The organism is Pectobacterium zantedeschiae, assembly GCF_004137795.1.
Classification (GTDB): domain Bacteria; phylum Pseudomonadota; class Gammaproteobacteria; order Enterobacterales; family Enterobacteriaceae; genus Pectobacterium; species Pectobacterium zantedeschiae.
The window spans coordinates 208000-220888 of the sequence record NZ_NWTM01000001.1; the positions used below are offsets into that span (position 1 = coordinate 208000).

General features: G+C 41.3%; 7 protein-coding genes and 1 tRNA gene. 5 read left to right on the forward strand and 3 right to left on the reverse strand.

Translation table 11 applies throughout. The features are described 5' to 3' along the window. Window positions 1-298: 298 nt before the first annotated feature. The 4 genes from CLR69_RS00980 to CLR69_RS00995 all read left to right on the forward strand — a co-directional run bounded on the left by CLR69_RS00980 (window position 299) and on the right by CLR69_RS00995 (window position 7193). The gene (locus CLR69_RS00980; protein ID WP_197730525.1) at window positions 299-1462 is read left to right on the forward strand and encodes a hypothetical protein; all 1164 of its coding nucleotides are present in this window, start codon (window positions 299-301) and stop codon (window positions 1460-1462) included. Then, window positions 1462-1923, forward strand: coding sequence for a three component ABC system middle component (locus CLR69_RS00985; RefSeq protein ID WP_129711903.1), 462 nt, complete (start codon window positions 1462-1464; stop codon window positions 1921-1923). Before CLR69_RS00980 ends, CLR69_RS00985 begins: the two co-directional genes overlap by 1 nt. Next, complete coding sequence (locus CLR69_RS00990) at window positions 1920-3923, forward strand: DUF3732 domain-containing protein (RefSeq protein WP_129711902.1); 2004 nt, start codon at window positions 1920-1922, stop codon at window positions 3921-3923. The genes CLR69_RS00985 and CLR69_RS00990 overlap by 4 nt, the downstream gene beginning before the upstream one ends. Before the next feature lie 483 nt (window positions 3924-4406). Further along, the gene (locus CLR69_RS00995; RefSeq protein ID WP_165345965.1) at window positions 4407-7193 is read left to right on the forward strand and encodes an ATP-binding protein; all 2787 of its coding nucleotides are present in this window, start codon (window positions 4407-4409) and stop codon (window positions 7191-7193) included. 415 nt (window positions 7194-7608) lie between these two features. Here CLR69_RS00995 and CLR69_RS01000 read toward each other — a convergent pair whose 3' ends face one another. Continuing rightward, window positions 7609-8823: a tyrosine-type recombinase/integrase gene (locus tag CLR69_RS01000; RefSeq protein ID WP_129711900.1), complete on the reverse strand. Its 1215-nt coding sequence runs from the start codon at window positions 8821-8823 to the stop codon at window positions 7609-7611. Between the two features lie 177 nt (window positions 8824-9000). After that, window positions 9001-9077 (reverse strand) — tRNA-Arg (locus CLR69_RS01005). Between the two features lie 397 nt (window positions 9078-9474). Between CLR69_RS01005 and CLR69_RS01010 the strand changes: the two genes are divergently transcribed. Then, window positions 9475-11928 carry a DUF3772 domain-containing protein gene (locus CLR69_RS01010; protein WP_129711899.1) on the forward strand — a complete coding sequence of 818 codons (2454 nt, stop codon included), beginning with the start codon at window positions 9475-9477 and terminating at the stop codon, window positions 11926-11928. Window positions 11929-12008: 80 nt separating this feature from the next. On the opposite strand, the gene CLR69_RS01015 is transcribed toward CLR69_RS01010, so the two are convergent. After that, window positions 12009-12869, reverse strand: coding sequence for a D-amino-acid transaminase (locus tag CLR69_RS01015; protein WP_129711898.1), 861 nt, complete (start codon window positions 12867-12869; stop codon window positions 12009-12011). Window positions 12870-12889: the final 20 nt, after the last annotated feature.

The following is a 12889-nucleotide window of genomic DNA, read 5'->3' on the forward strand; positions in this document are numbered from 1 at the left end:
TTGAGCTTGGTACATTGTTGTTGAAGGTCTTTTTAGGGCTGTCCTAGGTAAACACCATAGTGTTGCGTTAGTTAATGAGGTTTTTGGGGTGTATTGCTAATTTTATCAATGCCTTGAATAAAAAAGAATGTTTTTATATCTAACCTTGATAAACAGGGAAACATATTTTTATATGGGCTAAACGCTCAACACTAGCTTTGGGTAGGAGGCGTGGTAAAAATTGGAATGTGTAAATACAAAACTATCTCTGAATAAGGCCTCTTCTAACGACGGGCTGTTACCCTTCGACGCGACGATCTTGTTCAAGGCACTCCAGTACCAGTTACTGGTTGCAGTCGAATATTGCCATGATCTAACTCCGGCCGAAAGCCTATGGATTGAAGTATCAGGTGATGTTACGGTCCCAGGAAAAGTTCAGACTGAGGTCAAAAATTACTCCGACAACCTTACTGATAGTCATGCCAATTTCTGGAATACCCTGAAAAATTGGATGCATGAAAATTTCGAGCGCACTTCCTTCAAAAGCCTTGTGTTGTTAACAACACAGGAGTTTGGATCTCAGAGTGAACTTAAGAGCTGGAACGAGCGATCTACTGCTGAACGGCTTGAAATAATGGAGAATATCTTTGTATCTTCGCAAACTGGTGCAACGAAAAGGAAGGCGAAAAAAACGACGAGTAAATCTAGCGATGACGACGAAACTGCTAAGCCAACTAAATCGCAGTCACTACAACAGTATGTAATGGCACCCGAACACCGTGATAAGTTGATGGAAATTCTAGAACGGATGCATATCACGGTTGGAGCTGACTCTCTGGAACAGCGCATCCAAAACTACCAGACGCGTCATCTCACAATGATTCGTCCTACCAAATACCAGCAATTCATAGATGATTTGCTAGGGTTTATGTGTAGTACCAAACTTGTTAGTGAAGGATGGCAAATATCCCATCAAGACTTTTCTGCAAAATTTACCGAACTCACGCATAGATACATCAAGCATCCGAAAAAATTTCCACTGGTCGACATGGATGCACTCAAAAAGACCATCAATATTGAAGAAATTAAGCCCATGTTGTTTGCCCTGAAAATAACACAAATCGGTGGAGAATGTGTTCTGAAGACAGCTGCTCTACATCGAGTGGTTACTCAGACCGTAATTTCGGAACTCTACAGTGATGGAGTACTTTCCAAATCAGATGTTGATAGCTATTTTAATAATCACCTGATTCTGCATCAGAATGGACGAAATAGTGCGATGCTCGACTGTACTGGCGTCACAAGCCAAATGGAGTTGAATAAACATTCCATGAGGTTTTACTACGATCGCAATGGTATGGCGGTCGAACCTTTTTGCGGGATGGAACACACACAGGCTGAATTTCGCAACGGTGTCTATCACTTACTTGCTGGAGAGGAACCTGAGGATCAGGATGATGAGTTTCACTGGAGGTTATGGTAATGACAACTCAAGTCTCGGAGCACCTGTATTCCCTGCATCGAACACCATTTGCGTTAGCTCCAGTGATTCATGGTTTTTACCAAGACTGGGACTCTATCGAAAATGATATTCTGTTGAGCTATTTAATCCTTCCTATCGTTACCTACAAACCTATGCATAGTTTCTTGAAGGGGGCTCGTAGAGATAGCTCGATTCGGACGATGTCATCAGATGCTGGTAGATTGATTGGGCTAGCGATACGAGTTGAAGAGTTTAAACCTATCACTAATGCTGCCTTGTTGATCCTGACCGCTGAGGAAAGTTTGGAAATTACACCTGAACTTTCAGTGCGGACAATTAAAGCTCCTAATGTGGCCAACTCGGACAAGCATCTTTTTAGATATGGTCAGAAATTGTCGATGGTGCTGTCTGGTGAAAATGTTGTTTCAATCTACAGGATGTTGGGGCTCAAATCATTATGATGTGTTATGTTAATTATATTGGTGTCATTGATAATAATTATAAAGTCCACTCCGTTACTTTTACTCCAGGCCTTAACATCATTACAGGCAAGTCCTCCAAAGGGAAAAGTGCGATACTTGATATCTTTGATTATTGTATGGGGAGCTCTGAGAATACTATTCCTGAAGGTGTTATCACTGAATGTGCGAAATTTTTTTTTACAGTACTACGTTTTTCTAATCTTGTAGTTGTTATTGGCCGAGTTGTAGACAGTAATCGTTGTTTCCTGCGTGAAGTATCAGGAACTGAAATCAATGATATCCTTCCCCGAATTGAAGACGTTAAGTCCTTCTTTACTAAAGATTACTTCCAATACAAAGATGAGTTCATTAAATGCTTGGGGCGATATTTTGCGGTAACCCTTGAGAATATTGATGTAGATCCGCTTCGGAAGGAAATTACTGGTAAGAAAAGCCCGACACCTTCTGTGCGTAGCTTTATGTCTTTTATGTTACAGCACCAAAATTTGGTGGCTAACAGGCATGCAATTTTCTATAGATTCGACGAAAAACGTAAACGTGATCAAGTCATTGATCATTTCAAGATCTTCATGGATATCGTTGGCGAAAAATACTTCGACATTGCCAAGCTTCATACTGAGGCAACATATGAGCTCAAACGCGCTCTGGCTCAGATACCGAAACAGGAGAAGATCAGAGATGCTTTTATCAACGAATTTTCAACCTTTTTGAGTGAATACTATGCGTTGGCTGGTCATCCACTCACTGACTTGACGCCTTTAGATATCTGGCAAAGACCGCAACAAGCATTGAATCACCTTATTGGTATTCCGATTAGAGTTGATGGGCTTTCTGATGCATTTGAGTATAAACGAGCGGAGTTACGTAAAACAAAAGCATCACTGATGTCCCACATTCAAAAAGCCAGGAATACCCGTTATCTGCTGGATATATCTACTGGGCAAGCATCTGGATTCGCTGAGACGATGACATCTCTTACTATTCCGAAAACAACTAATCTCAAGAAAGGTGTGTGCCCAGTATGTGCATCTCAATCTGATATAGCTGAAGATGAAGCTAATAAGCTTTCAGCTGCGATACACTGGCTGAACGAAGAGCTCAAGGTTTCAACTTATGCGCGTGAGGGATTTGGTGAGGAGCGCAGGGCGATCGATGACGAAATTAAAAAGTTACGTAAAGAGCTTGCGAGTGTTGAAAAGTCGCTAAAGCCACTTGATGATGAAGCTGAGCACTTACAAAAATCGAAGTCTGTCGATGCTTCTGCGCAGAAAGCCAAGATTAAACTTGAACTTGCCATTGAACGATATATTGATAACCCTCCATCAGAGGCCAAAAAACAGGTGGATTATTGGCAGAAGAAAGTAGATGAGTACAATGATGAAATGGCTCAATATGATGTTGAGTCAAGATTAAGGATTCTTAAGAACGGCATCAATAGAAAAATGAAGTCTATCGGCCAAGATTTTGATTTCGAGGAGACTTATAAAAATGGATCATTAAGATTTGATATCGATACATTTGATCTTTGGCATGAGAAACAAGAGAAAAATGGTTATGCTAAAAAGGTTTTCCTGCGTTCAATGGGGAGCGGTGCTAATTGGCTCTACTCCCATCTGACATTATTCCTTGCTCTGCACTATAACTTTGCAGCTTATGGAACATGTAGGGTGCCGCCGATCCTATTCCTAGATCAACCAACTCAGGTCTATTTCCCATCAACGGATGATGCGGATACATTCAAGGCAGATGATCTTCGCGGGGATAGGAAGACTGATAAAACGATAGATGAAGATGTGGACGCAGTATCAAAGATGTTTACTACCTTGGCCAAATTTTGTGATGACACGTTAAAAGAAACAGGGGTAATACCACAAATCATCGTTTGCGATCATGCAGATAAATTGCCGCTCAAAGAAGGCTACAATTTTGAGAGTTTTGTTCGCGCTCGCTGGCGAACGAATGGATTAATTGCTGATTGACGCTGTAAATATGGGCCTAATTAGCGGGGGTACGATCATGCGACGTGCTGTTGTAAATTACTAAGAAGATCGGTCTGCGGATGGACGTTTATACTTGTCAGTTGTGAGAGTTGCACTGATATAGTTTATATAAGCAGGGTGGCGAAAGGAAGGGGCTACTTTTAACTTTACTGATTAGTCGCCTCTTGCTGCGTTTCAAAAAATACGTTTGTTAGTCTGATTAGAGTCAACATCAGTCCTATAATCAAACATTTTAGTAATTACTGTTGATGTATTTAGCCATAAGGGAAGCTATTAGCTTGTAGCTTTTTTTTTGAGAATAAATTCCATAATTATTATAAATAATTGTATATAAAAAATGAAATTAATGCCAAGAGTATCAATTTTACAGCAACTTATAAAAAGTATTTAAGTTTTATATATTGAGACAAACGACTGTGAGATATGTTATTTAGAATCGACATGACAATCAAAGGTGATCCTATGAAACAGATTGAGATTAATTTTATTGCACAAGTATGTAGTGACCTTGAAAAATTGAATGGAACGCAGTTTGAATACTTTTGTAAAGATATTATTGAACTAATACTTTCCGAAATTGTTCAACATAAAGGACATAATTTATATGCCAAGCCGGTTAAAAGCACGGCTGATTTTAACTCTGATGATTTTGAAATAGTCGGGCAATGTGGAACTGATCATAATTATTTCGATGGTTTTGTGAAACCTATAAATGATATAAAAAGTGCTATTAATAATCATCCTCAATGCCACGAGATTTTTTTATTTTCAAACCAAAGAGCCACTGGTGGGACATTATCAAAATTAAACAATGAAATATCTAATAAGAATTATAGTCAAAAAATTAATGTATATGATTCAGAAAAGATAACTAAAGAAGTTATTTTGAAGAACATTCTTAATATACGAGTTAAACCATTATTGATGTTATATGTCCCTAACGCATATAAAATATATATTTTATTTCCGGAAAATAATACCTTACCAAGGTTTACATCAAAAAAATATCATGGCAGAAGAGAGGAATTATCCATTATAAAAATTCTAAAAGATAAGGAGTTTATGCAAATCTATGGTTCTAGTGGCATTGGTAAATCAGAGATATCAAAAAGCATAGCTAAAAAAGTTCAAGAAGATTATGAAACAGTTATTTGGGTTAATGGAGATGATTCAAACAATATTAATTTTGATTTTATGTCTACCCATATTTCTCGGTTCAATACTAAAATAAATCTAGGAACTCTATTAGAGAACCATAAAATAATTATTATTCTTGATAATTTTAATGAAAATTTATCTAACATAGAAAAAGATTTTGATTTTTATAATAAAAAACATTCTTTGTGCTTAATCACATCTTTACAAAAAAATCTTTCTAAAGATAGATCATTTCACCTAAAATATTTAGAGCGAGATATAGCAAAAAAAATATTATTAGACACTAATAATACTCCAAAAAATGATGTTGTTGAAAAAATAATCCAATATGTAGATGGCTATCCTTTAGTCTTAAGCATTATAAGAGACAGTGTAGATGATTGTGGGGATAGTTGGGAGGATGTTTTAAATGAAATAAAAGATGTTGTTAGTTTAGAAGATCATGATAGAAATATAAGGATCTCTGCTAGGATATTGGAACGTTCTTTAAGTCAGATAAAAGAAGAACTTTATTGGATATATATTTTAAAATCAAAAATCATTAGCTCAGAGTTCTTGCAGTTTTCACTAAAGAATAATGGGATAAAATCCTTACTTAAGAGATCAATTATAAATAAAACAGAAGTTTATAATTATTCAGTTCACCAAATCATCCTTGATTCGGTTGTCTCTGTGTTTGATAAATTTTCTGATGATCTAAGCAACTATTACAAAATAATTCTCAGTTACTTAAAGGTTGAAAGTGAATCTAAATCAATAGGATATTTTAATTTTTTAATCACTCATCATAATTTTCTAATGGAATTGTACAAAAATCGTAAAGGTGGTGATGAACTTAAAAACTATTTAATATATTCTCTAGCTCAAGGGTGGGATGAGAATAGTGATGGTTGGATAATAGATGAAATAAAAAAAATTAGCTTAGACGATGATACTAAGATATCGTATCTATTGTTAATAGAAAAAATTGAAATGGAACTATTCAATTTAAAGAAAAAGTATGGTACTAACGACGAGGAAAACTACTTATCTTTCTGTAAAGAAAATATAAAACATCTTAAAGATAAGATAGAAAAAAATAAAAATAGTAGCATTGATTTATACCTAAGGCATCATCTAGGAAAAATTTATATTCGCATTAAAGATTACGATAAAGCGATAGAATTGTTTAAATATGTTGTAGAGAAAGATGATAGTGCTGATTATGCTAGATTGCAAATTGCACGAATTGGTGTTTGGCATGATCAAAGTAAAGTCTCATCAGTAGAGATGAATGAACATATAAGTAAAATATTAAGTAAAACCGATGACTGGAGTTCAACTTCGCTAAGTGTTTTATTAGCGACATATGAACTTATTTCTGAAAATAAAATGAGATCATATCGAGAAAAATACATTGATTCATGCATCAGTGTTTTTGTCAGTAATCTATTATATTCATTATCATTTGGTTTTGAACAGCCTTTTGAATTGCTTGCTAAGTTATCATATCATCTAAGTTATAATCATAAGGAAATGTTTGGATGTTTTTGTGAAAGCTTACCGCTACCATCAACCATCGATAAAAATAATAAAATTAAATATGCGTTTTCCACAATACAAGTCGCTTATTATAAACAGCTAAAATACTCTAATGATTCAAACAAAGATTCTAAAATGGAAGAAGCTTTTTCTTTAGCGGAAATGTATTTAAAATCAATTGATTTGAATGATTTTCAAAGAGGTAAACTTATAGATTTATATATTGAATCAAAATATCCAGATAAGGCTCTTGTCGAATTATGTAAGAATGCAAACCAAGTTGATGACCCATTCTTTTTCCAAAAAAAATGTAAGATTCTTAGATTGTTAGGTGGTTTTGATAATTTGGAAGAGTCCATAAAATCTATAGACAAAGCAATATTATTGTCTGAATCCAATCCAAAATTTAAAAACTATAAGAGTGCTTTCCTTAATGATAAAGCTGAGGCTTTGTATATAAGTAGTCCAGATGATGCAATATCAATCTTAGAAGAGGCTATTAAATTAGAAAATAATAATATTACACTGACTAATTGGAAAAAAAAGCTACATAACTGGAGTGATAACTAAAAATTTGAGCTAATACATATAGATTAGGGATTATTCCATAACACTATATGATAAGGAGGCTGATGGTTATATTTTCAGCCGTTTTCCTTTACACGAATGGAGTTTACTTCACACCCTGATATATTCCTTATGTATTTCTTTCTCACTGCCGATAGTGATATTTAGCCTTGCTTTTTCGTAGAGTAGCGTCTTGTTGAGTAATGGCTATAGTCACCTGATATTGTAAGTAGGCCGGATACTTCAGTTTAGCCAGACACTGTTTTTAGGAAGAAGAACAATATTATATTGTTATCTTCTGATATGTGATTAGATATTCCTACTCTACCATATATCTCTAGCATGATCCCGACGAAATCAGCCAGCTAAATATACACCGAGTAAAAGCCGGAACAACTCCGGCTAATTGTCCTCTTGCCTACTTCCGCTTACCCATCACCACAACCTTCTTCATATCCTCATGTTCCAGCCCATCAACAAAATCCCCATACCACTGCAACATTCCCCTTCGCTGCTCCAGATACTGCGCATGATTATACGTTCCACGAATGGTGTTCTTATCCACATGAGCAAGCTGCAATTCGATCCAGGCAGTGTTATAGCCTTGTTCGTGTAGTATGGTGCTCATCGTGTGGCGAAAACCGTGTCCTGTCGCTTTGCCATGATAACCAATCCGTTTCAGTACCTGATTAATACTGGCTTCACTCATCGGCTTGGTGATGTCGTTACGTCCAGGGAAAACCAGATTGTAGTGTCCGGTAACGGCATAGAGCTGTTGCAGCGCATCGATCACTTGATCGGAGAGGGGAACGAGGTGAGGGCGGCGCATTTTCATGCGTTCTGTCGGTACTTCCCAAAGCTGTTTTTCAAAATCAAACTCCTTCCATTCTGCTTGTCGTAAATCGATAGTGCGAACGCCGGTAAGCATCAGAATGCGCGTTGCCAGTTGTGTGACCTTGCTCCCCGAATAAGTTGATAGAGCGCGTAGAAAATCCGGCAGTTCATCTGGCAGAAGGTGAGGGTAGTGCGTGGCTTTTGGTGGGGGAAGGGCGCTTGCCAGTTCTGATGCTGGGTTGTTTTCAGCTCGGCCAGTGACGATGGCGTAGCGGAACACCTGATTACAGGCTTGGCGAATTTTACGCAGTTTGTCGAGTACGCCTCGTTTTTCAAGTTTCCGCAGTGAGGTTAGCATTTCCAGTGGTTTGATCTCAGCAATAGGGCGTTTGCCGATATCAGGGAAGATGTCGTTCTCAAAGGCTTCCATCAGGTCTTCAGCGTAACCCTTCGACCAGTTAGGTCGTTTGTATTCATGCCATTCGAGAGCGATGGCTTTGAAGGTGTTATCGATGTTGATTTTCTTAGCCTGTCTTTCGACCTGCTTTTGTTCACTAGGATCGCCGCCTGAGGCGACGATTTTTCGAGCCTCTTCCCGTTTTAGTCTTGCTTCAGCCAGCGAGATATCCGGATAAACACCGATAGATAATTTTTTCTCTTTCCCTGCAACGCGGTACTTCAAACGCCAATATTTGGCTCCGTTCGGCTTTATCAGAAGATAAAGGCCTGCGCCGTCAGTGAGTTTGTACTCTTTGTCTTGTGGCTTGGCGGTTTCTATCTGTCGAGCATTAAGTGGCATGGTGGGGGCCCCTAATAGTCATTGAACAAGAAGAGCCCCCATAGAGGCCCCCAACATCGACTTGATTTCCGGTATGCTGGGTTGACCTCGGTAGAGCTCAGCGACAGAAAATCCTAGTGGTATCAATGAATATAACGGGGTTTTGTTGAATTCGGTAGAGTCTGGGAGAACTTAAAATGGTACGCCCTACAGGGCTCGAACCTGTGACCTACGGCTTAGAAGGCCGTTGCTCTATCCAACTGAGCTAAGGGCGCATTGCGCAAAGAAGTCGCTGATGCTTGTCGCAACAGTGGGCTGGATTATACCCACACGTCCCAGTGAGTCAACGGGTTGGCGCTGGATTTACGCTATACGGTGAATCCCTGTACAACTTTGGTAGATGTTGCTTTTTCTCGTGTGCTTTTTTTGCACAATTGCGAGCGCCATCCACATGAACCAAACATGGCAATGATAGTTTCAGTTTTATCTGCCGGATGCGTTCAGTAATTCTTTTCAAGTTATGATCGGCCATATTCTGCATCCTGCGCTATTGGTACACTATGCCCGCATTCGTTGGGTTTTGGATGAGTGCGGGCTGTTTTCACTAGTCAGGCCTGTTACTCGGCTATTTGTGAATCCGCTATTTTGTCGAACTTTGGAACCTTTTGATTTATGAACATTCTTTCATCCGCATTCTTACGCGTTTGTCTGTTGGCGATGTTGATGCTGCCTGTTGGATATGCATCGGCGGCGAGTGCGGATTCTGATTCTGACCCACAGCCCGCGCAGACCGATGCGCCAGTAAAAATTAATGTTGATGCTGAGTTAATCAAGCTACAAAAGCAGTTAGATAACATCAAGCAGCAGGTTTCAGGCACAAATAGCGACAGCAAATTTGGTGCGTTGAATGACACAACGCAGGCGTTGGTGAATAACGCCAACGAGCTTTCTAATGCTGTAGCACCGCTGCGTGCCCAAATTCAGGCTCAGTTGGATGTCTTAGGGCCCGCGCCAGAATCGGGTTCCAGTATTAATGAAACCAGTGAAGTGACGCGTAAGCGCAATAGTTTGAATGCGCAAAAAGCGAAAATGGATGCGCAGATTGAGCAGATTCAGGCTTTACGCGCTAGTGCAGCTAATCTGTCGGCACAAATCGTTACCCTGCGCCGTAATGCGCTGAAAACGCAGTTGGCATTGAACTCTGGCAGCATTCTGGGCGGACGTTTCTGGGCCCCTCTTGTTACGCCGCAAGCCGAGGATGTCCGCCGTCTAAGTGCCTTTCAGGAGCAGTTAAGCGATGCCTTTACGGCGGCCTGGGAACCAGATTGGCGCTACGGTTCTGCCTTCCTGATTCTGATTGCAATGGCTATGAGTTCGGCAGGGCGTCGGTATCTGGAAAAATACCTAGCCTGGGCGGGGATTCACTGGTTGCCAGAAGGTCGACTGCGTCGGAGTTTTTTAGCCACGGCGTCAGTTATCTCAACCGTAGTCACTATCGGTATTGCGGTGAACTTGATCGACTTTACGTTCACGCGTCATGGCGAGGCGACAGAACGCGTAATCTCGTTCCTGGACGCACTGGTGAGGCAGGCCATTTTCTGTTCGATGATTGCAGGGTTGGGGCGCGCATTCCTGTCAAATCAGCGTCCTTCATGGCGTTTGCCCGCGATTGCTAACCCCGTAGCAAAAGCCATGAAACCGTTCCCTGTGGTTGCTGCTGGCATTATTCTGATCTTTGGCTTTATTGAACAGGTGACGGCGACGGTGGGAACGTCGGTTGCGGCAACCATTATGGTGAATGGCTTATCTGCATTGTTCTTAGCGTTTACCGCGGGGACGATCACGCTGAAAAGCGATCAGATTCGTCGGCAGATGGTGCATTCAGGGGAACAGCCAGAAGCGCGTTCGACATTATCTGGCGTTATTCATCTCGCAGTATTGGCGACGGCATTCTCTATTCTGGTGTCGCTGGTTATTGGTTATATCTCACTGGCTCGTTTTCTGGCGTTCGAATTAGTGTGGATTGGCATGGTGTTTTCCTGCCTGTATTTATTCTCAACGTTTATTACCGATATTTGCGAAAGTCTTTTTTCTCCCAACAATGCCAGCGGCAAGCGAATGAAAAATTCGCTTAATCTGGACGATCGGCATTTGGCTCAGGCCACATTGCTTCTGTCGGCTGGCGGTAAGGTCTTTTTAATTTTGATGGCGGCCGTTGCCTTACTTAACGGAACGTTTGGCACCACTACGCCTCTGGAACTGGTGCAAAAAGCCGTTGAAATTTGGGGCGGAAAAGGGCTGGAAACCTTGAGTATTGTGCCTGCCCATCTGGTCAATGCTGTGCTCTTTCTGGTAGTAGGGGTTTATGTTTTACGCTCCTCAAAACGCTGGCTGGAGGACGAGTTTCTTCCTAAAACGACGCTAGAACGTGGAATCCGTGCGTCGCTGGTGACCCTGTTTAGTAACATCGGTTATATCCTGATTATCCTGCTGACGTTGGCGACATTGGGGATTCAATGGAACAAGCTAGCGTGGATTGTCAGTGCGCTGTCGGTGGGTATTGGTTTTGGCTTACAGGAGATAGTGAAGAACTTTATCTCTGGCCTGATTCTATTGACGGAACGCCCGGTAAAAGTCGGGGACTCGGTCAGTATCAGCGGCGTTGAAGGCGATATCCGTCGGATTAACGTGCGTGCGACGGAAATTCAACTGGGCGATCGTTCGACGGTGATCGTGCCGAACTCGCAATTCATTTCACAGAATGTGCGCAATATTACGATGGGGAACCCGTTTGGGGTTGCGACGCTGGCGCTGACGTTTCCACTCGATATTGATCCTGAAGAGGTTAGGGCACTGTTACTGGATGCTTACATCAACCATGATGCGATTCTTGAGTCACCGGCGCCGTCAGTGAAATTCAGTCAGTTGAACCCGACGGGCATGGTACTGAGTGTGACGGGCTATGTCAGCAGCCCGAGAATGGTATCGGAAGCGAAGAGCGACCTGCTGTTTGAGATCATCAAACGGTTACGGGCATCCAATATTCCACTGGCCGTACCGCAGAAAATGGTGCTGGAAAACTCAGGTTTTGCACTGCCTGATGGCATTTCGGGCGACGATAAATAATCTACTTAGCCATCCGTTATCCGATATTGAACGGGTAACGGATGGATATCGACGCTGTGCTTACAGGGCGTTAATCGCGGCTATTTTCCCTGCTGTTTAATCATATCAAGATAGATTTCACGTAACCGCTGAGTCACTCGGCCGGGCTTGCCGTCACCGATCGTTTTTCCATCCAACATCACAACAGGAAGGACGAGCATGGTAGCTGAAGTGACAAAGATCTCTTTGGCATGGTACGCCTCTTCCGGCGTAAAACAGCGCTCTTCGAGCGTAATGCCATCCTTTTCTGCCAGTTTGAGCAGCGACTGGCGCGTAATGCCATGCAGAATATCGTTACTGAGTGGGCGAGTCACAACCGTGTTGTCATGCAGGACAATGTAGCAGTTGCAGGAACTGCCTTCGGTAATGAAACCCTCTTGGACAAAGAAGGCGTCGTCGGCCTTATTCGCATGGGCATACTCTTTCGCCAGACTGGCGGCGAGCAGGCTGACGGTTTTAATATCCCGACGGTGCCAGCGGATATCCTCGGTGGTGACAACATGTAAGCCTGTTGTTGCTTTCGGATTACCGACCAGCGAACGAGCCTGAGTGAATAAAACCAACGTGGATTTGACGTCAGCAGAAGGGAAATAGAAATCACGATCGCCAGCATTACCACGGCTAAGCTGCAAATAGATTGCGCCTTCTTTCAGATCGTTTTTATTGATCAACTCATGGTGAATATCTTTGAGCGCCTCAGCGGTGACGGGTAACGTAAGCGATAACTCGCGGCAGGAGCGTTGTAGGCGAGTGATATGGTCGGGAAAATCAACCAGCTTGCCATCGATTACCGCTGTCACTTCATAGACGGCGTCGGCAAACAGGAAACCACGGTCAAATACGGAAATTTTGGCTTCATTTTCTTCTAAATACTGTCCATCAACGTAAACAAGACGTTGCATCACAACACTCCTTAATAGTT